Consider the following 23,339-nt stretch of genomic DNA (forward strand, 5'->3'; position numbering starts at 1 on the left):
GTGTCGAATGCGTGGGGATACAGCCCAAAGCCTAAGGGCTGTCCCACCGCCCCCGGCGGGTGCGCGACGGCGGCCGCGGCACCCCGAGACGCTGCCGGAACGCCCGCGTACGTCCCGTGCGCGGGCGCCCTGAGCCTTGCGGTGCACCGCATCCGGCACCGTGCGCCGATCCGCCGGGTGCGGGGGGCGGTCCTCGGCCACCACCACCCACTCCCGGGTGCTGATCAATCAGGTGGCGGAGCACCCCTACGCATCGGGTATCGTTTACGTCGTCGCCAAGGAGCACCCCAGTGGAGTTCCGACGCGTCGTTCGAGGCGGTGTGCCCGAGTGGCCAAAGGGAGCAGACTGTAAATCTGCCGGCTCAGCCTACCCAGGTTCGAACCCTGGCGCCGCCACGCGAACGGAGTCCCCGACCAGCACGTCTGGTCGGGGACTCTTTCGTTTCCGCTCCTGTGCGCCGCACCTTTCGCGGCCGCGCCCGGCGGCCCGGTCAGTTGCCCGCGATGTCCTTCACCGCGACCGTCACCGGCACGCTTCCCGCGATCAGTTCCAGCGTCAGGCCCGCCGTCGCCGGGGTGTCCAGAAGCTCCAGCAGCGTCGCCGCCACATCGTCGCGGGGCACCGGCCCGCGCCCGGTCGAGGCGGCCAGCAGCACCTGTCCGGTGCCCGCGTCGTTCGTCAGCATTCCCGGGCGCAGGATCGTCCAGTCGAGTGCGTCCCGGGAACGCACGTCCGCGTCGGCGGCCCCCTTCGCCCTCAGGTAGACGTCGAAGACCTCGTCGCCCGGGTGTTCGGGGTCGGCGCCCATGGAGGAGACGACGATGTAGCGCCGCACCCCGGCCCGTTCGGCCGCGTCCGCGAACAGCACCGCCGCGCCCCGGTCCACGGTGTCCTTGCGTTCGGAGCCGCTGTTCGGGCCCGCTCCGGCCGCGAAGACCGCCGCGTCGGCGCCCCGCAGGGCTTCCGCGACTTGCTCCACGGACGCCGATTCGAGGTCCAGCACGACCGGTTCGGCGCCCGCCGCCCGGAGGTCCTCGCTCTGCCGCGGGTCACGGATCACGCCCGCGGCCTCATCACCGCGTGCGGCGAGCAGACGCTCCAGCCGCAGCGCGATCTGACCATGTCCACCTGCGATGACAATGCGCATACTCACGACCGTACGCCGGAGTGCGGCGGCGCGCTCAAGGCCTGCCGCCGGGCTGCGAGTCGGGACGGCCCTGGCGGGGAAGGCCGAGGGCGACCGTGGTCTCGGAGTCGCCGTACTCGCGTACGGCGCTGGTACGGGCGACCACCCGGCCCCGGTGCACGACGATCCGGCTGTAGGCGAGCGAGAGCACCCCGGCGACGGTGTCCCCCCGGACGGCGAGGAGCTCGGCGGGGAAGCCGGCCTCCACCCGCACCTCGGGCAGTCCCATGGCCTCCCGGGCGGTGACGGAGACGGCGTCGTAGGCGTGTTCGGCGCGCAGGCCGTACTGCGAGGCCAGGAGGTAGGCGGCTTCGAGGGGGTCGCCCCGGCCGACGGGGTTGGAAGCATCGCGCAGCGCACCGCTGCCTGCCGCGACGCGTACGCCGGCGGCGCGCAGGAGGCGTACGGGGGCGGTACCGCGCTGTTCCGCGCCGCAGCAGCCGCCCTGGGGCAGGCAGATGACGGTGACTCCGGCGGCGGCCAGCTGGTCGGCGGCGCGCGTGGCGACGTCGTGGGGGAGCCGGGCGAGGCCGGCGCACGGCCCGATGGCGACGCCGGGGCGCAGCCCGCCGGCCATGGCGGCGAGGCGGGCGAGCCGCGCAGGATCGTCACTGTCCGTGTGCAGGTCGACCGGGCAGCCGTGCTCGGCGGCGATCTCCAGGACGGCTTCGGTGTAGCCGGTGGGGTCGGGGTCGAGGTCGGGGCAGCCGCCGACGACCCCGGCGCCCATCTTCACGGCGTCGCGGAGCACGGCGAGGCCGTCGGCGCCCGCGATGCCGGTGAGCAGGCGGGGGACGGCGACGGCGGTGAGACCGGCGAGGCCACGCAGCGCCCGCCGGGCCTGGAGGACGGCTTCGAGGCGGGCCAGGCCCTGGACGTCCCCGATGCGCACGTGGGAGCGCAGGGCGGTGGCGCCGTGGCCGAGCTGGAGCAGGGCGGCCTCGGTGGCGCGGCGCTGGATGTCCTCGGCGCGGTGGGAGGCGGGGCCTGGGCTGCCGGGGCCCGAGCTGTCGGCCGTGAGGGCGGTGTCGCTGTGGGCGTGGGGCTCGGCGGGGGCCGGGAGCAGGAGGTACCCCCGCAGGTCCACACGGGGCCCACGGGCGCCGAGGCTGCCCGTGGTGCCGACGGCTTCGATACGGCTGCCGCCGAGCCGTACGTCCACGGTGCGGCCGTCGGTGAGCCGGGCGCCGGAGAGGACGAGCGCGGGGGTGTCGCCGGTGGTGGCGTCGTGGGTGGCCGCGTCGGCGCCGCCGGGCACGCTGTCGTCGGGCCGCCGCGGCTGGCTGTCGGGCATCGCGCTCCTGGGAAGGGGGCAAGATCACTTGGAGTGGGTCGAGCCTAGGGGGGCTCCGGGCCCGCTTCGAGGAGGAGCGGAATAGTCGTACCGGTGTGTTCGGGGGGCGTGCCGAGTGCCGCTTCGCGGCCGCGGCGGGGCTGCGCCGGGAACTCGATCAAGGCCCTGATCAAGGCACTGTTCACCACCCGCCCGGGGGGTCCGGCGGGGCGTGATTCCGGGGCCTGGCACGGGTCGCCGAAACGGATTTGGGCGATCGGCGGAGGACCGTGTAATGTCTTCATCGCTCGCCCCAATAGCTCAGTCGGTAGAGCGTCTCCATGGTAAGGAGAAGGTCTGCGGTTCGATTCCGCATTGGGGCTCTGGTGATCGGGAAACCCCGCTTCGGCGGGGGGACTCGTCATCAAAGCGGTGTAGCTCAGTCGGTAGAGCAAGCGGCTCATAATCGCTGTGTCACCGGTTCAAGTCCGGTCACCGCTACTAACGGTAGCCGATTGTGGGGTCGGTCCTTCGATCGGCTACTCTTTTATGCGTTCATCCGTCCACCGTCCGTCCAAGGAGCACTCACGTGGCTGCCACCGACGTCCGCCCGAAGATCACGCTGGCCTGCGTGGAGTGCAAGGAGCGGAACTACATCACCAAGAAGAACCGGCGTAACAACCCGGACCGTCTTGAGATGAAGAAGCACTGCCCGCGCTGCAACTCGCACACCGCGCACCGCGAAACGCGCTGAATCAGGCTCGTACACGAGGCCGTCCCCTCTGGGGGCGGCCTCGTGTCGTTGTATGGGGCTGTTCCCCGCTGTTATTCGTCTTTCATCAGGAGGTAGCGAGCTCATGGCGCTCGACCAGTCCTTCGTGGGGCGGACCTATCCGCCCACTCCGGCGTACGAGGTCGGCCGGGAGAAGATCCGCGAGTTCGCCGAGGCGGTGGGCGACACCAACGCGGCGTACGTCGATCCGGCGGCCGCACGGGCGCTCGGGCATTCCGATGTGATCGCGCCGCCCACCTTCGTCTTCTCGATCACGTTCAAGGCCGCCGGAGTGGTCGTGCAGGACCCGCAGCTGGGACTGGACTACAGCCGCGTGGTGCACGGCGACCAGAAGTTCACCTATGTGCGCCCGGTGCGGGCGGGGGACCGGCTCACGGTCACCTCGACGATCGAGGGCATCAAGTCGCTGGCGGGCAACGACATCCTGGACATCCGGGGCGATGTGCACGACGAGTCCGGTGCGCTCGTGGTGACGGCGCTGACGAAGCTGGTGGCGCGCGCCGCCGAGGAGGCGTGATGACGGCGAAGATCAGTTACGAGTCGGTCGAGGTGGGTACGGAGCTGCCGGCGCGGTCGTTCCCGGTGACGCGGGCGACGCTGGTGCAGTACGCGGGCGCCTCGGGCGACTTCAACCCGATCCACTGGAACGAGCGGTTCGCGCGCGAGGTCGGGCTGCCGGACGTGATCGCGCACGGCATGTTCACGATGGCCGAGGCGATCCGCGTGGTCACGGACTGGGCCGGGGATCCGGGCGCGGTCGTCGACTACGGGGTGCGGTTCACCAAGCCGGTCGTCGTGCCGAACGATGACAAGGGCGCGCTGATCGAGGTCAGCGGCAAGGTCGCCGCGAAGCTGGACGACCGTCAGGTGCGGGTCGATCTGGTCGCCGTGTGTGACGGCAAGAAGGTGCTCGGCATGTCCCGGGCGGTCGTCCGGCTCGCCTGAGATCCTGTCGCGCACGTACGGTCCGTGGCCCGCCCGAGGAGGCGGGGGCGCGGACCGTACCCTTGTCCCCGTGCAGGAACTCCACGACGCCCCCCTCGCCCCCCTGACCACCTTCCGGCTCGGCGGCCCCGCGGCCCGCCTTCTCACGGCCACCACCGACGCCGAGGTGATCGCCGCCGTGCGCGAGGCCGACGAGAGCGGCACCCCGCTTCTGGTCATCGGCGGCGGATCCAATCTGGTCATCGGCGACAAGGGCTTCGACGGCACCGCCCTGCGCATCGCGACCGAGGGCTTCGCCCTCTCCGGTACGACGCTGGAGCTGGCGGCCGGTGAGGTGTGGACCGACGCCGTCGCCCGCACGGTCGAGGCCGGTCTCGCGGGAATCGAGTGCCTGGCCGGCATCCCGGGCTCCGCGGGTGCGACGCCGATCCAGAACGTCGGTGCGTACGGCCAGGAGGTGTCCTCCACGATCACGGAGGTCGTCGCCTACGACCGGCACACGCGGGAAACGGTCACGATCCCGAACGCCGAGTGCGCGTTCGCGTACCGGCACAGCCGGTTCAAGGCGGAACCCGATCGCTTCGTGGTGCTCCGTGTCCGATTCGAGCTGGAAGAGGCGGCAGGCCAGTCCGCGCCCCTCAAGTACCCCGAAACGGCCCGTGCCATGGGCGTGGAGCAGGGCGAGCGCGTTCCCGCCTCGGCCGCCCGCGAAATGGTGCTCCGGCTCCGCGCGGGCAAGGGCATGGTGCTGGACCCCGAGGACCACGACACCTGGTCGGCCGGCTCCTTCTTCACCAACCCCATCCTGGGACCGGCCCAGTACGAGGCATTCCTGGACCGCGTACGGGAACGGCTCGGCGACGGCACGGTGCCCCCGGCGTTCCCCGCCGGGGACGGCCGTACGAAGACGTCGGCGGCCTGGCTGATCGACCGGGCGGGCTTCACCAAGGGCTACGGCACCGGCCCGGCCCGTATCTCCACCAAGCACACCCTCGCCCTCACCAACCGGGGCGGGGCGACCACCGAGGACCTGCTGGCCCTGGCCCGCGAGGTCGTCGCCGGGGTCCACGAGGCCTTCGGCGTCACCCTCGTCAACGAACCGGTGACCGTAGGCGTGAGCCTGTAGGAGCGGGGCAGGGCGGCCCGGGGAGCGGGCCGGCGCTCAGTAGGCGACGCCCACGCCCTGCTTCACGGCCGCCGGATCGTCGATCAGCGCCAGCATCGCGTGCGCCACATCGGCCCGTGAGATGGACCGGGCGCTGCGCGGGGTGCCGCTGATGACCGTCCGGTAGGCCCCCGTGCGCGGCCCGTCCGTCAGTTTCGGCGGCCGTACGGACGTCCAGTCCGTCGCGGAACGGGCGAGGGCCTCCTCCATCCGCGCCAGATCGGCGTAGAGCTCCTTGAGGACCGCTCCGACCGCCCTGCGGGCCAGCCGGTCCACCAGCGGGTCACCGGCGGCCTCGGGCCCGACCGGCGTCGCGCTCACCACCAGCAGCCGCCGCACCCCCTCGGCCTCCATCGCCGCCAGCACCAGCCCGGTCAGCCGCTCCGCGACCCCGTTCGCCTTCCGGCCGCGCGACCCCAGCCCGGAGAGCACCGCGTCCCGGCCCGCCACCGCCGCGCGCACCGCGGCCGGGTCGTCGAGCCGCACGACGTCGTGGAACGCCGCCCCGGCCAGCCCCTCCGGGAGCCTTTCCGGGTCACGGACCACGATCGTCACCTCGTGACCGGCCTCGGTGCCCTGACGCACGAGCTCCTGGCCGACGCCGCCCGTCGAACCGAACACGGTGATCCTCATGGTGCACTCCTCGGGTGGGTAAGTACTCACTCACCCATAGGGTGAGCGGATACTCACCCTCTCGTCAAGATTGGTTGGAGCACCCATGGAACAGAGGCCGACCCGTGTCCGCATCGTCGACGCCGCCCATGAGCTGATGCTCGGCATAGGCCTCGCCCGGACCACCACCAAGGAGATCGCCAGGGCCGCGGGCTGTTCGGAAGCGGCGCTCTACAAGTACTTCTCCGGCAAGGAGGAGCTGTTCGTGACGGTGCTCAGCGAGCGGCTGCCCAAGCTCGGCAGCCTCCTGAGCGCCCTGGCGGCCGAACCGGGGGAGGGGGACATCGAGCACAACCTCACCGAGATCGCCCGCCAGGCGGCGCTGTTCTACCAGCAGAGCTTCCCGATGGCCGCGTCGCTGTACGCCGAGCCCCAGCTCAAGCGCCGCCACGAGGAGGCCATGCGGGAGCTGGACACCGGGCCGCACAAGCCGATCCAGGGCCTCGACGCCTATCTCCGGGCCGAACAGCGGGTGGGCCGTGTCCGCGGCGACGCCGACACCTGTGCCGCGGCCTCACTGCTGCTGGGCGCCTGCGCCCAGCGCGCCTTCGCCTACGAGATGGCTCCCGGCCGCACACCGCCGCAGCCGCTCGACGAGTTCGCCGCCTCGATCGCGCGCACCCTGCTGGGCGGAATCGGTTAGCTACGGGACGGCCGTCAGCCATTCGTCGATCCCGGTCAGCATCTTCTGCGCCACGTCCGCCGGCGCCGCCGACCCCCGTACGGACTGCCGCGCCAGCTCCGCCAGCTCCTCGTCGGTGAAGCCGTGGTGGCGGCGTACGAGGTCGTACTGCGCGGCCAGCCGGGAACCGAACAGCAGCGGGTCGTCCGCCCCGAGGGCCAACGGGACCCCCGCGTCGAACAGGGTGCGCAGCGGAACGTCCGCGGGCTTCTCGTAGACCCCGAGCGCCACATTGGAGGACGGGCAGACCTCGCAGGTCACCCCGCGCTCCGCCAATTTGCGCAGCAGCCGGGGGTCCTCCGCGGCCCGTACGCCGTGCCCGATCCGGGCCGCGCCGAGGTCGTCGAGGCAGTCGCGCACACTCGCCGGACCCGACAGCTCACCGCCGTGCGGGGCCGCGAGAAGTCCACCCTCACGGGCGATGGCGAAGGCGCGGTCGAAGTCGCGGGCCATGCCCCGGCGCTCGTCGTTGGAGAGCCCGAAGCCGACGACGCCCCGGTCCGCGTACCGCACGGCGAGCCGCGCCAGGGTCCGGGCGTCCAGCGGGTGCTTCATCCGGTTCGCGGCGATCACCACCCGCATCCCGAGCCCGGTGTCCCTGGAGGCGCTGTCCACGGCGTCCAGGATGATCTCGATGGCCGGGATCAGTCCGCCGAGCAGCGGGGCGTACGAGGTGGGGTCGACCTGGATCTCCATCCACCCGGAGCCGTCCACGACGTCCTCCTGGGCGCTCTCGCGCACAAGCCGCTGGATGTCCTCCGGGGACCTCAGACAGGACCGGGCGATGTCGTAGAGCCGCTGGAAGCGGAACCAGCCCCGCTCATCGGTCGCCCGCAGCTTGGGCGGCTCGCCACCGGTCAGCGCCTCGGGCAGGTGCACGCCGTACTTGTCGGCTAGTTCGAGCAGGGTGGTGGGCCGCATCGACCCGGTGAAGTGCAGGTGCAGGTGGGCCTTGGGCAACAGACGTACATCACGCTCCATTGGAAGATCCTGCCGCACGGGCGGCCCGGAGCGGAAGCCGCTTTCCCTCCTGGGGCACCGATCGAACAAAAAGTGCCCCCCGGCCAGGCCGGGAGGCACTTCTCATGGGGTGGGCGTGCCGGTCAGGCCTTGGCCTCGCCCAGCAGCTTCTGGAGCCGCGAGACGCCCTCGACGAGGTCGTCGTCGCCCAGGGCGTACGAAAGCCGCAGGTAACCCGGCGTACCGAAGGCCTCGCCCGGTACGACGGCCACCTCGGCCTCGTCCAGGATGAGCGCCGCGAGCTCCACCGAGGTGGCGGGGCGCTTGCCGCGGATCTCCTTGCCGAGCAGTTCCTTGACCGACGGGTAGGCGTAGAACGCGCCCTCGGGCTCCGGGCAGAGCACGCCGTCGATCTCGTTGAGCATCCGCACGATGAGGTTGCGCCGGCGGTCGAAGGCGGTGCGCATCTCGTCGACCGCGTCCAGCGGGCCGGAGACGGCGGCCAGTGCGGCGACCTGGGCCACGTTGGAGACGTTGGAGGTGGCGTGCGACTGGAGGTTGGTCGCGGCCTTCACGACGTCCTTCGGGCCGATGATCCAGCCCACGCGCCAGCCGGTCATCGCGTACGTCTTGGCGACACCGTTGACCACGATGCACTTGTCGCGCAGCTCGGGCACGATCGCCGGGAGCGAGGTGAACGTCGCGTCGCCGTAGACGAGGTGCTCGTAGATCTCGTCGGTCAGCACCCACAGGCCGTGCTCGACGGCCCAGCGGCCGATCGCCTCGGCGTCGGCCTCGCTGTAGACGGCGCCGGTGGGGTTGGACGGCGAGACGAACAGGACGACCTTCGTGCGCTCGGTGCGCGCGGCTTCGAGCTGCTCGACGGAGACCCGGTAGCCGGTGGTCTCGTCGGCGACGACCTCGACCGGGACACCGCCCGCGAGACGGATCGACTCGGGGTAGGTGGTCCAGTACGGGGCGGGGACGATGACCTCGTCGCCCGGGTCGAGGATCGCGGCGAACGCCTCGTAGATGGCCTGCTTGCCGCCGTTGGTCACCAGGACCTGGGAGGCGTCGACCTCGTAGCCGGAGTCGCGCAGCGTCTTCTCCGCGATGGCGGCCTTGAGCTCGGGGAGCCCGCCCGCCGGGGTGTAGCGGTGGTACTTCGGGTTGCGGCAGGCCTCGACCGCGGCGTCGACGATGTAGCCGGGGGTGGGGAAGTCCGGTTCACCGGCGCCGAAGCCGATCACCGGGCGCCCGGCGGCCTTGAGGGCCTTGGCCTTGGCGTCGACGGCGAGGGTCGCGGACTCGGAAATCGCACCGACGCGGGCGGAGACCCGGCGCGCGGAGGGAGAAGTTGCAGCGCTCATGCCCCCCATGGTCCCAGACAGGAAACGCCGTCGGCACAGGGGTTTCAGGGACCGGACAGGACGTGGACAGCATGCGGACGGGACCGGTCGGTTCCTGTCTGTTCGACGCGACGGCCCCGAGCACGTACACTCACCTGTCGTTGGCCTTCACCAGCCGCACCGTTCACGCATCCGGTCACCCGGGAGCATGGGGTAGGTTGGTGGAAACCACAAAGGGTCGTAGCTCAATTGGTAGAGCACTGGTCTCCAAAACCAGCGGTTGGGGGTTCAAGTCCCTCCGGCCCTGCTACACACTCCTTCGCCAGGATGTGTGCGCATGTACGTACTTCATTGCACAGCCGTGCGGCTCCACCGGGCGCGGCACGGCCACGACCCGGAATCAGGTGAGTAGCGTGACGGACGCCGTGGGCTCCATCGACATGCCTGATGCCGAGGATGAAGTCCCCGAGTCGAAGAAGAAGACCCGGAAGGGCGGAAAGCGCGGCAAGAAGGGCCCTCTGGGTCGCCTCGCGCTGTTCTACCGCCAGATCGTCGCCGAGCTCCGCAAGGTTGTCTGGCCGACTCGCAACCAGCTGACGACCTACACCACCGTGGTGATCGTGTTCGTCGTTGTCATGATTGGTCTTGTTACCGTCATTGACATGGGATTCGCGCGGGTCATCAAGTACGTCTTCGGCTGATCCGCGGAAGGCGTCCGACCCGACGCCCCTTTCGCATGTTCCACCCCTTTGTATCCAGGAAGAAGCAGCCATCGTGTCTGACCCGAACCTGAACGACGCCGTCGAGCCCGAGGCTGGCGCCTTCGAGTCCGCCAAGGACGAGCTCGACATCGTTGAGGCTGCTGATTCCGTGGAGCCGGACCAGGCCGAAGCGGCCGACGAGGCCGCTGGCGAGTCCGCCGAGCAGGCCGCCGTGAACGTCGAGTCGGAGGAGTCCGACGAGGACGACGCCGAGGCGGACGAGGACGGCGACGAGGCCGAGGCCTCCGACGACGAGAGCGCCGACGAGGAAGAGGCCGAGCCGGCCGTCTCCGTCGACCCCGTCACCGCCCTGCGCGACGAGCTCCGCGGTCTCCCCGGCGAGTGGTACGTCATCCACACGTACGCCGGGTACGAGAAGCGCGTGAAGGCCAACCTGGAGCAGCGCGCCGTCTCGCTCAACGTCGAGGACTTCATCTACCAGGCCGAAGTGCCCGAGGAAGAGATCGTCCAGATCAAGAACGGCGAGCGCAAGAACGTCCGCCAGAACAAGCTCCCGGGTTACGTCCTGGTGCGCATGGACCTGACGAACGAGTCCTGGGGCGTTGTCCGCAACACGCCCGGCGTCACCGGCTTCGTGGGCAACGCCTACGACCCGTACCCGCTGACCCTGGACGAGATCGTCAAGATGCTCGCCCCCGAGGCCGAGGAGAAGGCGGCCCGCGAGGCGGCCGAGGCCGAGGGCAAGCCGGCTCCGTCCCGCAAGGTCGAGGTCCAGGTGCTGGACTTCGAGGTGGGCGACTCGGTCACCGTCACCGACGGCCCGTTCGCGACGCTGCAGGCGACGATCAACGAGATCAACGCCGACTCGAAGAAGGTCAAGGGCCTGGTCGAGATCTTCGGTCGCGAGACCCCGGTCGAGCTCAGCTTCGACCAGATCCAGAAGAACTAGCGCTTCCCGCCGGTTTCTGGACACATGCCTACCCAGCAGGTCAGAGGGGCTTCGCAGCCCGTCTGACCTGCTTGGTTTTTGGTCGCGCAGCTATACCCGTTATCGTTGTGCGGTATGCCTCCATCCGGATGACCGGAATGGCGGCGAAACACTCTCACTAGGACCCGGAGAGAGCAATGCCTCCCAAGAAGAAGAAGGTCACGGGGCTTATCAAGCTCCAGATCAACGCCGGTGCGGCGAACCCGGCCCCGCCGGTCGGCCCCGCGCTCGGTCAGCACGGCGTCAACATCATGGAGTTCTGCAAGGCCTACAACGCCGCGACCGAGTCGCAGCGTGGCATGGTCGTGCCGGTGGAGATCACGGTCTACGACGACCGTTCGTTCACCTTCGTCACCAAGACTCCGCCGGCCGCCAAGCTGATCCTCAAGGCCGCAGGTGTGGACAAGGGCTCCGGCGAGCCGCACAAGACCAAGGTTGCCAAGCTCACGGCTGCCCAGGTCCGCGAGATCGCCACGACGAAGCTCCCCGACCTGAACGCCAACGACCTCGACGCCGCGTCGAAGATCATCGCTGGCACCGCCCGTTCCATGGGCATCACGGTCGAAGGCTGATTCAGCCCCGTAGCCCTCAGTGGTAGGACCAAGCGCTGGTCCGCACCACGACTCCACACTCTGAAACCACAGGAGTAGAAGTGAAGCGCAGCAAGACCCTCCGCGCTGCGGACGCCAAGATCGACCGGGAGCGCAACTACGCCCCGCTCGAGGCCGTCCGGCTCGCCAAGGAGACCTCCGCCACGAAGTTCGACGGCACCGTCGAGGTCGCGTTCAGCCTGGGTGTTGACCCTCGCAAGGCCGACCAGATGGTCCGTGGCACCGTGAACCTCCCGCACGGCACCGGCAAGACCGCCCGGGTCCTGGTCTTCGCGACCGGTGACCGTGCTGCGGCCGCGGAAGCCGCGGGCGCCGACATCGTCGGCGCCGACGAGCTCATCGACGAGGTGGCGAAGGGCCGTCTGGACTTCGACGCCGTCGTCGCCACTCCGGACCTCATGGGCAAGGTCGGCCGCCTCGGCCGCGTGCTCGGTCCGCGTGGTCTGATGCCGAACCCGAAGACCGGCACCGTCACCCCCGATGTCGTCAAGGCTGTCAACGACATCAAGGGCGGCAAGATCGAGTTCCGCGTCGACAAGCACTCGAACCTGCACTTCATCATCGGCAAGGTCTCCTTCGACGAGACCAAGCTGGTGGAGAACTACGCAGCGGCGCTGGAGGAGATCCTCCGTCTGAAGCCGTCCGCCGCCAAGGGCCGCTACATCAAGAAGGCCACGCTGGCCACCACGATGGGCCCCGGCATCCCGCTGGACGCCAACCGCACCCGCAACCTCCTCGTCGAGGAGGACCCGGCCGCCGTCTGAGCCACCGCGCTCACCCGGTAGTCGCGTCGCACGCGTGCTTTGTGACGGGCCCCGCAACCTTTCGAGGTGCGGGGCCCGTCCTCGTATCCGAAGGATGCGGGCGATAGTACGAGTAACTGTCGGTGCCCTGTGCCAGTGTGGGGCGACAGGACGAGACGAGGGTGGAGCGGCAGATGACGACCAGGACTGTACGGCGGGTGTGCGTGACGTTCGCTTCGGTGGCGGCACTGACGTCGGTGGCGGCCTGCAGCGGTTCCGACGACGGCGATGCCGGCAAGGACGGCACGCGTGCGGGCGGAGTGGTGAAGAACGAACAGATCACCGCGCTGCGCCAGGTGCAGGAGAAGACCGGCGGAGCCAAGTCGGCCAGGATCGAGGGCTCCACCAAGATCGGCACCGAGATGTCGATGACGCAGAGCGGTGTCATCGACTGGAGCGACGGTCTCAAGGGCTCCCTGAAGATCACGTACACCGGCGGCACGATGGGCGATGCCCTCAAGCAGACCGGTGGCGACGGTTCGATGGAGGCCCGCTATCTCAAGGACGAGTACTTCGCCAACATGGGCGACGCCTTCGCCGCCAACATCGGGGGCAAGCACTGGATCCGGTACGCGTACAAGGACCTCGCCGCGGTGTCCGGCGCCTCCGGCGACGTGATGAAGGGCCAGGTGGAGAACAGCACCCCCGAGCAGGGTGTGAAGGCGCTCCTGGCCTCCGGCGACGTGAAGAAGGTCGGCCAGGAGGAGGTGCGCGGGGTGGCCACGACGCACTACTCCGGCACGGTCGACGTGGCCACGCTCACCGGCAAGAACGCGGGCCTGGACGCCGCACAGCTGGCCACGCTCAAGAAGCAGCTCGACCAGGCCGGCATCACCACGGAGACCGTGGACATCTGGGTCGACAAGAACAACCTGCTGGTGAAGAAGACCGAGCGCGGCACGATGAAGACGGGGGAGCTCAATTCCACCGTCTTCTACAGCGACTACGGCACCGACGCCGCGGTGCAGAAGCCCTCGGCCTCCGACACCGTCGACTTCAAGGACATCATGAAGCAGCAGCAGGACACCGCCGCGGGAGCGGGTGCGGACGCGTCCTGAGGGGCGTGCGGAACCTTCCCCACCCACCCGAACCGGGACGGATTTGCTCGGCGCGGCTCCGGTCGCGTACTCTCCTGAAGAAGCCAAAGACCGCTGGTCGTCGCTGTGCTCTCGCAAGAGGGGACAACGACCGAAGGATCCGCTGAGAACGGACGACCTGCGCAGGTGACTGTGGAAAGCTCCCGGACTTCGTCCGGTCGAGCTGCGCCCTGGCACTTGTGCTGGGGCGTTTCGTCTTTTCCGGCCCCTTCTGAGCGGTCCTCATCACCCGGAAGGAGGCCGACGCTCATGGCAAGGCCCGACAAGGCTGCCGCGGTAGCCGAGCTGACGGACCAGTTCCGCAGCTCGAACGCCGCCGTGCTGACCGAGTACCGGGGTCTCACCGTGGCACAGCTCAAGGAGCTGCGCCGTTCGCTCGGTGAGAACGCCCAGTACGCCGTGGTGAAGAACACGCTGACCAAGATTGCGGCCAACGAGGCCGGGATCGACACGCTGGACGACCTGTTCACGGGTCCGACGGCGGTTGCCTTCGTCACCGGTGACCCGGTGGAGTCGGCGAAGGGTCTTCGTGACTTCGCCAAGGACAACCCCAACCTCATCATCAAGGGCGGTGTCCTTGACGGTAAGGCGCTGTCCGCCGATGAGTTCAAGAAGCTCGCGGACCTCGAGTCCCGCGAGGTTCTGCTCGCCAAGGTGGCCGGTGGAATCAAGGCGTCGATGGCCAAGGCCGCGGCGACGTTCCAGGCCCCGCTGTCGGAGTTCGTCCGCACCGCGGACGCCCTTCGCGCCAAGGTCGAGCAGGGCGGTGCCGGTACGCCGGCTCCCGCCGACGCCGAGGTGGCGGAGTAACCCTCCGCTCCACGGCTCGCAGCGGGCCCGTACGCCCGCCTTCATATACACCCGGCACCTGCCGACTTAGTGGAAGGACGCCATCATGGCGAAGCTGTCCCAGGAAGACCTGCTCGCGCAGTTCGAGAACCTGACCCTCATCGAGCTCGCTGACTTCGTCAAGGCCTTCGAGGAGAAGTTCGACGTCAAGGCTGCCGCCCCGGTCGCCGTTGCCGCCGCCGGTGGCGCTGCCGCCGCCGCGGACGCCCCGGAGGAGCAGGACGAGTTCGACGTCATCCTCACCGGCGCCGGCGAGAAGAAGATCCAGGTCATCAAGGTCGTGCGTGAGCTGACCTCGCTGGGTCTGAAGGAGGCCAAGGACCTCGTCGACGGCACCCCGAAGCCGGTCCTCGAGAAGGTCGCCAAGGAGGCCGCCGAGAAGGCTGCCGAGTCCCTCAAGGCCGCCGGCGCTTCCGTCGAGGTCAAGTGACCCTGCGAGTCATCTGACTCCTCAGGACCGTCTCTGCCGCAAGGCAGGGATGTCACATCGCAAAGGGCGATCACCCATTCGGGTGGTCGCCCTTTGGCGTGCCCCTGGCGCGTGCCTTGCTCTTCCGGCGGCGGCGAGTATGGTGATCTTCGCCGTGCGCCTCTCAGGGGCGTCCCACGGCTTCCAGGGGCGGCTGGTGAGGGTCGCCGGCGGTTCGTCCCGGCTGGGGGGCCTTGACGAACCGCACGAGGCGCGCAATTCTCAGGACGCGTCATCACATCGATCCGAATCCGAGGCATGGATCGAGTGCGAAGAGGGCAGTAAAGAAGAGCGCACCCCGCGCAAGGGCTAGGCATAGGTGTTGAGAACAGCTGTTGATGGCAACGTGGGTCTCTGAGAACCCCGACTGGACATCAGTGTGGCACTTGGCTACACTGACCCTTTGCGCTGCCTGTTAGCTGCCTCCTGCCCGTCACCAGGGGCATGCCCACGCTTGAGCACCGATGACCGATCCTCCCTGACCTGGGATATCTGTCTTTGTGTCCAACTTGGGACCGGTACGCGCGTAGTGAGTCCGAGCCCTCGGAAGGACCCCCTCTTGGCCGCCTCGCGCAACGCCTCGACCGCGAATACGAACAACGGTGCCAGCACCGCCCCGCTGCGCATCTCTTTTGCAAAGATCAAGGAGCCCCTCGAGGTTCCGAACCTCCTCGCGCTGCAGACCGAGAGCTTCGACTGGCTCCTCGGCAACGCCGCCTGGAAGGCTCGCGTCGAGGCTGCTCTGGACAGTGGACAGGACGTCCCCACCAAGTCCGGCCTGGAGGAGATCTTCGAGGAGATCTCACCGATCGAGGACTTCTCCGGGTCGATGTCGCTCACGTTCCGCGACCACCGCTTCGAGCCCCCGAAGAACTCGATCGACGAGTGCAAGGAGCGCGACTTCACGTTCGCCGCGCCGCTCTTCGTCACGGCCGAGTTCACCAACAACGAGACCGGCGAGATCAAGTCCCAGACGGTCTTCATGGGCGACTTCCCGCTCATGACCAACAAGGGCACCTTCGTCATCAACGGCACCGAGCGTGTCGTCGTGTCGCAGCTGGTCCGCTCGCCGGGTGTCTACTTCGACTCCTCCATCGACAAGACGTCCGACAAGGACATCTTCTCCGCCAAGATCATCCCCTCCCGGGGTGCCTGGCTGGAGATGGAGATCGACAAGCGCGACATGGTCGGTGTCCGCATCGACCGCAAGCGCAAGCAGTCCGTGACCGTCCTCCTGAAGGCTCTCGGCTGGACCACCGAGCAGATCCTCGAAGAGTTCGGCGAGTACGAGTCCATGCGCGCCACCCTGGAGAAGGACCACACCCAGGGCCAGGACGACGCGCTGCTCGACATCTACCGCAAGCTCCGCCCGGGCGAGCCGCCCACGCGCGAGGCCGCCCAGACGCTGCTCGAGAACCTCTACTTCAACCCGAAGCGCTACGACCTCGCGAAGGTCGGCCGCTACAAGGTGAACAAGAAGCTCGGCGCCGATGAGCCGCTGGACGCCGGGGTGCTCACCACCGACGACGTCATCGCGACCATCAAGTACCTGGTCAAGCTGCACGCCGGGGAGACCGAGACGGTCGGCGAGTCCGGTCGTTCGATCGTCGTCGAGACCGACGACATCGACCACTTCGGCAACCGTCGTCTGCGTAACGTCGGCGAGCTCATCCAGAACCAGGTCCGCACGGGTCTGGCCCGTATGGAGCGCGTCGTGCGTGAGCGCATGACGACCCAGGACGTCGAGGCGATCACGCCGCAGACCCTGATCAACATCCGGCCGGTCGTCGCCTCCATCAAGGAGTTCTTCGGCACCAGCCAGCTGTCGCAGTTCATGGACCAGAACAACCCGCTGTCGGGTCTCACCCACAAGCGCCGTCTGTCGGCTCTTGGCCCGGGTGGTCTCTCCCGTGAGCGGGCCGGCTTCGAGGTCCGTGACGTGCACCCGTCCCACTACGGACGCATGTGCCCGATCGAGACCCCTGAAGGCCCGAACATCGGTCTGATCGGTTCGCTCGCCTCGTACGGACGCGTCAACGCGTTCGGCTTCATCGAGACGCCGTACCGCAAGGTCGTCGAGGGCCAGGTCACCGACGAGGTCGACTACATCACGGCCGACGAGGAAGACCGCTACGTCATCGCCCAGGCGAACGCGACGCTCTCCGACGAGCTGCGCTTCACCGAGCCCCGCGTCCTGGTCCGCCGCCGCGGCGGAGAGGTCGACTACGTGCCCGGCACGGACGTCGACTACATGGACGTCTCGCCGCGCCAGATGGTGTCCGTCGCCACCGCGATGATCCCCTTCCTGGAGCACGACGACGCCAACCGTGCCCTCATGGGCGCGAACATGATGAGGCAGGCGGTGCCGCTCATCAAGTCCGAGGCCCCGCTCGTCGGCACCGGCATGGAGTACCGCTGCGCCACCGACGCCGGTGACGTGCTCAAGGCCGAGAAGGACGGTGTGGTCCAGGAGGTCTCCGCGGACTACATCACCGTCACGAACGACGACGGCACGTACACCACGTACCGCATCGCCAAGTTCATGCGCTCCAACCAGGGCACCTCGGTCAACCAGAAGGTTGTCGTCTCCGAGGGCGACCGGGTCATCGCGGACCAGGTCCTCGCCGACGGTCCGGCCACCGAGAACGGTGAGATGGCCCTCGGCAAGAACCTGCTCGTGGCGTTCATGCCGTGGGAGGGTCACAACTACGAGGACGCGATCATCCTGTCGCAGCGCCTCGTACAGGACGACGTCCTCTCCTCGATCCACATCGAGGAGCACGAGGTCGACGCCCGTGACACCAAGCTCGGCCCGGAGGAGATCACCCGGGACATCCCGAACGTCTCCGAGGAGGTCCTCGCGGACCTCGACGAGCGCGGCATCATCCGTATCGGTGCCGAGGTCGTCGCCGGTGACATCCTCGTCGGCAAGGTCACGCCCAAGGGTGAGACCGAGCTGACCCCCGAGGAGCGCCTGCTCCGCGCGATCTTCGGTGAGAAGGCGCGCGAGGTGCGCGACACCTCGCTGAAGGTCCCGCACGGCGAGATCGGCAAGGTCATCGGCGTCCGCGTCTTCGACCGCGAAGAGGGCGACGAGCTGCCGCCGGGCGTGAACCAGCTGGTCCGCGTCTACGTCGCGCAGAAGCGCAAGATCACCGATGGTGACAAGCTCGCCGGCCGTCACGGCAACAAGGGCGTCATCTCGAAGATCCTGCCGATCGAGGACATGCCGTTCCTGGAGGACGGCACCCCGGTCGACATCATCCTCAACCCGCTGGGTGTCCCGTCCCGAATGAACCCGGGACAGGTCCTCGAGATCCACCTCGGCTGGCTCGCCAGCCAGGGCTGGAAGGTCGAGGGCAGCGAGGAGTGGATGGAGCGGCTGAAGTCGATCGGCGCCGACGACGTCGCCGCCGGCACCAACGTCGCGACCCCGGTCTTCGACGGTGCCCGCGAGGACGAGATCTCCGGTCTCTTCGAGTCCACGATCCCGAACCGCGACGGCAACCGGATGGTCCAGCCCTCCGGCAAGGCCAACCTGTTCGACGGCCGCTCCGGCGAGCCGTTCCCGGAGCCGGTCTCGGTCGGCTACATGTACATCCTCAAGCTCCACCACCTGGTCGACGACAAGCTGCACGCTCGTTCGACCGGTCCGTACTCCATGATCACCCAGCAGCCGCTGGGTGGTAAGGCTCAGTTCGGTGGACAGCGCTTCGGTGAGATGGAGGTGTGGGCGCTGGAGGCTTATGGCGCCGCTTACGCCCTCCAGGAGCTGCTGACGATCAAGTCCGACGACGTGACCGGCCGCGTGAAGGTCTACGAGGCGATCGTCAAGGGCGAGAACATCCCCGAGCCGGGCATCCCTGAGTCCTTCAAGGTGCTCATCAAGGAAATGCAGTCGCTCTGCCTCAACGTGGAGGTGCTGTCCTCGGACGGTATGTCCATCGAGATGCGTGACACGGACGAGGACGTCTTCCGCGCGGCGGAGGAACTCGGTATCGACCTGTCCCGGCGCGAGCCGAGCAGCGTCGAAGAGGTCTGACGGGTTGGCCGGCCGGATCCCTGTGATCCGGCCGGCTCTCCCCGGACCCGTTCAGACCATTGCTGAAGTGCCCCATTTCTCGCTTTGACGCGAGGGGCTCGAACCCCCGAAAGAGGGATTGACGACAAGTGCTCGACGTCAACTTCTTCGACGAGCTGCGGATCGGCCTTGCCACCGCGGACGACATCCGGACCTGGTCGCACGGCGAAGTGAAGAAGCCGGAGACCATCAACTACCGCACGCTCAAGCCCGAAAAGGACGGACTCTTCTGCGAGAAGATCTTCGGTCCGACCCGGGACTGGGAGTGCTACTGCGGCAAGTACAAGCGTGTCCGCTTCAAGGGCATCATCTGTGAGCGCTGCGGCGTCGAGGTCACTCGCGCCAAGGTGCGTCGTGAGCGGATGGGCCACATCGAGCTTGCCGCTCCCGTCACCCACATCTGGTACTTCAAGGGCGTCCCGTCGCGCCTCGGATACCTGCTGGACCTCGCGCCGAAGGACCTGGAAAAGGTCATCTACTTCGCCGCGTACATGATCACGTTCGTCGACGAGGAGCGTCGTACCCGCGACCTTCCCTCGCTGGAGGCCCACGTCTCCGTCGAGCGTCAGCAGACCGAGAACCGCCGCGACTCCGACCTGGAGGCCCGCGCCAAGAAGCTCGAGACCGACCTGGCCGAGCTGGAGGCCGAGGGCGCCAAGGCCGACGTGCGCCGCAAGGTGCGCGAAGGTGCCGAGCGTGAGATGAAGCAGCTGCGCGACCGTGCGCAGCGCGAGATCGACCGCCTCGACGAGGTGTGGAACCGCTTCAAGAACCTCAAGGTCCAGGACCTGGAGGGCGACGAGCTGCTCTACCGCGAGCTGCGTGACCGCTTCGGCACGTACTTCGACGGCTGCATGGGCGCCGCGGCGCTCCAGAAGCGCCTGGAGTCCTTCGACCTGGATGAAGAGGCCGAGCGGCTTCGCGAGATCATCCGCACCGGCAAGGGCCAGAAGAAGACCCGTGCGCTCAAGCGCCTCAAGGTCGTCTCCGCGTTCCTGCAGACCAGCAACAAGCCCAAGGGCATGGTGCTCGACTGCGTGCCGGTCATCCCGCCGGACCTGCGTCCGATGGTGCAGCTGGACGGTGGCCGCTTCGCGACCTCCGACCTGAACGACCTGTACCGCCGTGTGATCAACCGCAACAACCGCCTCAAGCGTCTCCTTGACCTCGGTGCCCCCGAGATCATCGTGAACAACGAGAAGCGGATGCTGCAGGAGGCCGTCGACGCGCTGTTCGACAACGGCCGCCGCGGCCGTCCGGTCACCGGTCCCGGCAACCGCCCGCTGAAGTCCCTGAGCGACATGCTCAAGGGCAAGCAGGGCCGTTTCCGTCAGAACCTCCTCGGCAAGCGTGTGGACTACTCCGCGCGTTCCGTCATCGTCGTCGGCCCGCAGCTCAAGCTGCACCAGTGCGGTCTGCCGAAGGCCATGGCGCTGGAGCTCTTCAAGCCGTTCGTGATGAAGCGCCTGGTGGACCTGAACCACGCGCAGAACATCAAGTCGGCCAAGCGCATGGTCGAGCGCGGCCGCACCGTCGTGTACGACGTCCTCGAAGAGGTCATCGCCGAGCACCCGGTGCTGCTGAACCGTGCGCCCACGCTGCACCGCCTCGGCATCCAGGCCTTCGAGCCGCAGCTGGTCGAGGGCAAGGCCATCCAGATCCACCCGCTCGTCTGCACCGCGTTCAACGCGGACTTCGACGGTGACCAGATGGCCGTGCACCTGCCGCTCTCCGCGGAGGCGCAGGCCGAGGCCCGCATCCTGATGCTGTCCTCGAACAACATCCTGAAGCCGGCCGACGGCCGTCCCGTCACCATGCCGACCCAGGACATGGTGCTGGGCCTGTTCTTCCTCACCACCGACGGTGTGCTCCGTGACACCAAGGGCGAGGGCCGCGCGTTCGGCTCCACGGCCGAGGCGATCATGGCGTTCGACGCCGGTGAGCTGGCGCTCCAGTCGACCGTCGACATCCGCTTCCCGGTGGGCACCATGCCGCCGCGCGGCTGGGTGCCGCCGGTCGCCGAGGAGGGCGAGCCCGAGTACCAGCCGGGTGACACCTTCCGGCTGCGTACGAGCCTGGGCCGCGCGCTCTTCAACGAGCTGCTGCCCGAGGACTACCCGTTCGTCGACTACTCGGTGGGCAAGAAGCAGCTCTCCGAGATCGTCAACGACCTGGCCGAGCGCTACCCCAAGGTCATCGTGGCGGCGACGCTCGACAACCTGAAGGCGGCGGGCTTCCACTGGGCGACGCGTTCCGGCGTCACCGTGGCCATCTCCGACGTCGTCGTGCCCGAGGCCAAGAAGGCCATCGTCAAGGGCTACGAGGAGCAGGACGAGAAGGTCCAGAAGCAGTACGAGCGCGGTCTGATCACCAAGGACGAGCGCACGCAGGAGCTCATCGCGATCTGGACCAAGGCGACCAACGAGGTTGCCGAGGCGATGAACGCGAACTTCCCGAAGACGAACCCCATCTTCATGATGGTTGACTCGGGTGCCCGAGGAAACATGATGCAGATGCGTCAGATCGCCGGTATGCGTGGTCTGGTGTCGAACGCGAAGAACGAGACGATCCCGCGTCCCATCAAGGCGTCGTTCCGTGAGGGCCTCACCGTTCTGGAGTACTTCATCTCCACGCACGGTGCCCGTAAGGGTCTGGCGGACACCGCCCTGCGTACCGCCGACTCGGGTTACCTGACCCGTCGTCTGGTGGACGTCTCGCAGGACGTGATCATTCGCGAGGAGGACTGCGGCACCGACCGCGGCCTCAAGCTGAAGATCGCGGTCAAGGGTGCCGACGGCGTGCTCCGCAAGACGGACGACGTCGAGACCTCGGTGTACGCCCGCATGCTCGCCGAGGACGTCGTCGTCGACGGCAAGGTCATCGCGCCTGCCAACGTCGACCTCGGTGACGTCCTGATCGACGCCCTGGTGGGCGCCGGCGTCAAGGAGGTCAAGACCCGCTCGGTCCTGACCTGTGAGTCCGCGGTCGGCACCTGTGCCTTCTGCTACGGACGCTCGCTCGCCACCGGCAAGCTGGTCGACATCGGTGAGGCGGTCGGCATCATCGCCGCCCAGTCCATCGGTGAGCCCGGTACCCAGCTGACGATGCGTACCTTCCACACCGGTGGTGTGGCCGGTGACGACATCACCCAGGGTCTGCCCCGTGTCGTCGAGCTCTTCGAGGCCCGTACGCCCAAGGGTGTCGCCCCGATCTCGGAGGCGGCAGGCCGCGTCCGGATCGAGGAGACCGAGAAGACCAAGAAGCTCGTCGTCACCCCGGACGACGGCAGCGAGGAGACGGCGTTCCCGATCTCCAAGCGTGCCCGTCTGCTCGTGGGCGAGGGCGACCCGGTCGAGGTGGGCCAGAAGCTCACTGTCGGTGCCACCAACCCGCACGACGTGCTGCGCATCCTCGGCCAGCGTGCGGTCCAGGTCCACCTGGTCGGCGAAGTCCAGAAGGTCTACAACTCGCAGGGCGTGTCGATCCACGACAAGCACATCGAGATCATCATCCGGCAGATGCTGCGCCGGGTAACGATCATCGAGTCCGGCGACGCGGAGCTCCTGCCGGGCGAGCTGGTCGAGCGGTCGAAGTTCGAGACCGAGAACCGTCGTGTGGTCACCGAGGGCGGTCACCCCGCCTCCGGCCGTCCGCAGCTGATGGGTATCACCAAGGCCTCGCTCGCCACCGAGTCGTGGCTGTCGGCGGCGTCCTTCCAGGAGACGACCAGGGTTCTGACCGACGCGGCGATCAACGCCAAGTCGGACTCCCTGATCGGCCTCAAGGAGAACGTCATCATCGGTAAGCTCATCCCGGCCGGTACGGGTCTGTCCCGCTACCGCAACATCCGGGTCGAGCCGACCGAGGAAGCCAAGGCCGCGATGTACTCGGCCGTCGGCTACGACGACATCGACTACTCGCCCTTCGGTACGGGCTCCGGCCAGGCCGTTCCGCTGGAGGACTACGACTACGGTCCGTACAACCAGTAAGCGAGTCGTTTGCGACTGACCACAGGGCGGTCACCCCGGACACGGGGTGACCGCCCTGTGGCGTGGGTAGGGCCTCCGGTACACCTCTCCGCGCCGCCAGGAGCCGCTCAGCGCCTCGGGACGGACGGGGAGGGCGGAGTCGGGCTCGGGGACGGTGGGGGAGCGCTATGGACACGGCACGGGTCTCTTCCGGGACGGCGGCATCCGCCGGCCCTCCGGAAGGGGAAGCACGGAATCTCCACGATCACCCGCTGGTCGGAAAGCTCCTGTCGCTCGGGCTGGAACGGGGGGACTTCGTGGTGGCGGGCAGCGGTCCGCTGCTGGCACACGGGCTCAGGAGCGCGGTGGGCGATCTGGACGTCGTCGCCAGAGGCGCCGCCTGGGAGCGGGCCACCGCACTGGCCGATCCGGTGGCGGCCCCTTCCGGGTACGGGCTGATGGTGCTGCTGTTCGACGGTGGCCTGGAGGTCTTCGACCGATGGCTTCCGGGAACGCCGGGACCCGACGAGCTCATCGAGGGTGCCGAATGGATACACGGCCTCCCCTTCTGCCCGCTGCGGGAGGTGCTGGAATGGAAGAGGACCACGCTGCGACAGAAGGACCGGAAGGACATTCTGTTGATCGAGAAGCACCTGGACGGCGAAGTATTCGATCACAAATGAGCCCCGGCGTGTCGTGATGGACGGCATTTGTTTTGACCGGAG

20 protein-coding genes and 4 tRNA genes are annotated in these 23,339 nt (G+C 68.3%); 19 read left to right on the forward strand and 5 right to left on the reverse strand.

The window, feature by feature from the left end; translation table 11 throughout:
• The first annotated feature begins 314 nt into the window (after nucleotides 1–314).
• Nucleotides 315–396, forward strand: a tRNA-Tyr gene (locus ACIGJO_RS23215).
• Nucleotides 397–491: 95 nt separating this feature from the next.
• Here the strand turns inward: ACIGJO_RS23215 and ACIGJO_RS23220 are convergent.
• Nucleotides 492–1,148: an SDR family oxidoreductase gene (locus tag ACIGJO_RS23220; RefSeq protein ID WP_399960956.1), complete on the reverse strand. Its 657-nt coding sequence runs from the start codon at nucleotides 1,146–1,148 to the stop codon at nucleotides 492–494.
• Between the two features lie 34 nt (nucleotides 1,149–1,182).
• On the reverse strand, nucleotides 1,183–2,481 hold the full coding sequence (locus ACIGJO_RS23225) for an amidohydrolase family protein (RefSeq protein WP_399960958.1): 1,299 nt from the start codon (nucleotides 2,479–2,481) through the stop codon (nucleotides 1,183–1,185).
• 289 nt (nucleotides 2,482–2,770) lie between these two features.
• Here ACIGJO_RS23225 and ACIGJO_RS23230 point away from each other — a divergent pair.
• The 6 genes from ACIGJO_RS23230 to ACIGJO_RS23255 all read left to right on the forward strand — a co-directional run bounded on the left by ACIGJO_RS23230 (nucleotide 2,771) and on the right by ACIGJO_RS23255 (nucleotide 5,324).
• Nucleotides 2,771–2,843 (forward strand) — tRNA-Thr (locus ACIGJO_RS23230).
• 45 nt (nucleotides 2,844–2,888) lie between these two features.
• Nucleotides 2,889–2,961, forward strand: a tRNA-Met gene (locus tag ACIGJO_RS23235).
• A gap of 88 nt (nucleotides 2,962–3,049) precedes the next feature.
• Nucleotides 3,050–3,214, forward strand: coding sequence for a 50S ribosomal protein L33 (rpmG, locus tag ACIGJO_RS23240; protein WP_003956487.1), 165 nt, complete (start codon nucleotides 3,050–3,052; stop codon nucleotides 3,212–3,214).
• Between the two features lie 103 nt (nucleotides 3,215–3,317).
• Complete coding sequence (locus tag ACIGJO_RS23245; RefSeq protein ID WP_399960960.1) at nucleotides 3,318–3,770, forward strand: MaoC family dehydratase N-terminal domain-containing protein; 453 nt, start codon at nucleotides 3,318–3,320, stop codon at nucleotides 3,768–3,770.
• A complete protein-coding gene (locus tag ACIGJO_RS23250) occupies nucleotides 3,770–4,198 on the forward strand; it encodes a MaoC family dehydratase (protein WP_329940693.1) in 429 nt (142 codons plus the stop codon). Before ACIGJO_RS23245 ends, ACIGJO_RS23250 begins: the two co-directional genes overlap by 1 nt.
• A gap of 70 nt (nucleotides 4,199–4,268) precedes the next feature.
• Complete coding sequence (locus ACIGJO_RS23255; protein WP_399960962.1) at nucleotides 4,269–5,324, forward strand: UDP-N-acetylmuramate dehydrogenase; 1,056 nt, start codon at nucleotides 4,269–4,271, stop codon at nucleotides 5,322–5,324.
• A 36-nt stretch (nucleotides 5,325–5,360) separates the two neighbouring features.
• On the opposite strand, the gene ACIGJO_RS23260 is transcribed toward ACIGJO_RS23255, so the two are convergent.
• Nucleotides 5,361–5,996 carry an NAD(P)-dependent oxidoreductase gene (locus ACIGJO_RS23260; RefSeq protein ID WP_399960964.1) on the reverse strand — a complete coding sequence of 212 codons (636 nt, stop codon included), beginning with the start codon at nucleotides 5,994–5,996 and terminating at the stop codon, nucleotides 5,361–5,363.
• Nucleotides 5,997–6,081: 85 nt separating this feature from the next.
• Between ACIGJO_RS23260 and ACIGJO_RS23265 the strand changes: the two genes are divergently transcribed.
• On the forward strand, nucleotides 6,082–6,678 hold the full coding sequence (locus tag ACIGJO_RS23265) for a TetR/AcrR family transcriptional regulator (protein WP_399960966.1): 597 nt from the start codon (nucleotides 6,082–6,084) through the stop codon (nucleotides 6,676–6,678).
• On the opposite strand, the gene ACIGJO_RS23270 is transcribed toward ACIGJO_RS23265, so the two are convergent.
• Together ACIGJO_RS23270 and ACIGJO_RS23275 are read right to left on the reverse strand one after the other, a co-directional pair.
• On the reverse strand, nucleotides 6,679–7,698 hold the full coding sequence (locus ACIGJO_RS23270) for an adenosine deaminase (protein WP_399960968.1): 1,020 nt from the start codon (nucleotides 7,696–7,698) through the stop codon (nucleotides 6,679–6,681).
• Nucleotides 7,699–7,820: 122 nt separating this feature from the next.
• On the reverse strand, nucleotides 7,821–9,047 hold the full coding sequence (locus tag ACIGJO_RS23275) for a pyridoxal phosphate-dependent aminotransferase (RefSeq protein WP_399960970.1): 1,227 nt from the start codon (nucleotides 9,045–9,047) through the stop codon (nucleotides 7,821–7,823).
• A 213-nt stretch (nucleotides 9,048–9,260) separates the two neighbouring features.
• Here ACIGJO_RS23275 and ACIGJO_RS23280 point away from each other — a divergent pair.
• From ACIGJO_RS23280 to ACIGJO_RS23330, 11 genes are all read left to right on the forward strand, one after another.
• Nucleotides 9,261–9,333 (forward strand) — tRNA-Trp (locus tag ACIGJO_RS23280).
• A gap of 106 nt (nucleotides 9,334–9,439) precedes the next feature.
• Entirely contained in the window at nucleotides 9,440–9,727 is a 288-nt protein-coding gene (gene secE / locus ACIGJO_RS23285) for a preprotein translocase subunit SecE (RefSeq protein ID WP_266931770.1), read from the forward strand.
• A 73-nt stretch (nucleotides 9,728–9,800) separates the two neighbouring features.
• Nucleotides 9,801–10,697, forward strand: a complete 897-nt coding sequence (gene nusG, locus ACIGJO_RS23290) for a transcription termination/antitermination protein NusG (protein WP_399960972.1) — start codon at nucleotides 9,801–9,803, stop codon at nucleotides 10,695–10,697.
• A 176-nt stretch (nucleotides 10,698–10,873) separates the two neighbouring features.
• Nucleotides 10,874–11,308, forward strand: coding sequence for a 50S ribosomal protein L11 (gene rplK / locus ACIGJO_RS23295; protein ID WP_015610692.1), 435 nt, complete (start codon nucleotides 10,874–10,876; stop codon nucleotides 11,306–11,308).
• A gap of 80 nt (nucleotides 11,309–11,388) precedes the next feature.
• Complete coding sequence (rplA, locus tag ACIGJO_RS23300) at nucleotides 11,389–12,111, forward strand: 50S ribosomal protein L1 (protein WP_266931768.1); 723 nt, start codon at nucleotides 11,389–11,391, stop codon at nucleotides 12,109–12,111.
• A gap of 173 nt (nucleotides 12,112–12,284) precedes the next feature.
• Nucleotides 12,285–13,208 carry a hypothetical protein gene (locus tag ACIGJO_RS23305; protein ID WP_399960975.1) on the forward strand — a complete coding sequence of 308 codons (924 nt, stop codon included), beginning with the start codon at nucleotides 12,285–12,287 and terminating at the stop codon, nucleotides 13,206–13,208.
• A 288-nt stretch (nucleotides 13,209–13,496) separates the two neighbouring features.
• A complete protein-coding gene (rplJ, locus tag ACIGJO_RS23310; RefSeq protein ID WP_329940686.1) occupies nucleotides 13,497–14,057 on the forward strand; it encodes a 50S ribosomal protein L10 in 561 nt (186 codons plus the stop codon).
• 85 nt (nucleotides 14,058–14,142) lie between these two features.
• The gene (gene rplL, locus ACIGJO_RS23315) at nucleotides 14,143–14,526 is read left to right on the forward strand and encodes a 50S ribosomal protein L7/L12 (RefSeq protein WP_399960978.1); all 384 of its coding nucleotides are present in this window, start codon (nucleotides 14,143–14,145) and stop codon (nucleotides 14,524–14,526) included.
• A 598-nt stretch (nucleotides 14,527–15,124) separates the two neighbouring features.
• Complete coding sequence (gene rpoB / locus ACIGJO_RS23320) at nucleotides 15,125–18,607, forward strand: DNA-directed RNA polymerase subunit beta (protein ID WP_329940684.1); 3,483 nt, start codon at nucleotides 15,125–15,127, stop codon at nucleotides 18,605–18,607.
• Between the two features lie 128 nt (nucleotides 18,608–18,735).
• Nucleotides 18,736–22,635, forward strand: coding sequence for a DNA-directed RNA polymerase subunit beta' (locus ACIGJO_RS23325; protein ID WP_399960980.1), 3,900 nt, complete (start codon nucleotides 18,736–18,738; stop codon nucleotides 22,633–22,635).
• A 167-nt stretch (nucleotides 22,636–22,802) separates the two neighbouring features.
• On the forward strand, nucleotides 22,803–23,297 hold the full coding sequence (locus ACIGJO_RS23330) for a hypothetical protein (RefSeq protein ID WP_399960982.1): 495 nt from the start codon (nucleotides 22,803–22,805) through the stop codon (nucleotides 23,295–23,297).
• The last annotated feature ends 42 nt before the right edge of the window (nucleotides 23,298–23,339 follow it).

The organism is Streptomyces sp. NPDC079020 (genome assembly GCF_044542225.1).
In the GTDB taxonomy this organism is placed as follows: Bacteria; Actinomycetota; Actinomycetes; order Streptomycetales; family Streptomycetaceae; genus Streptomyces.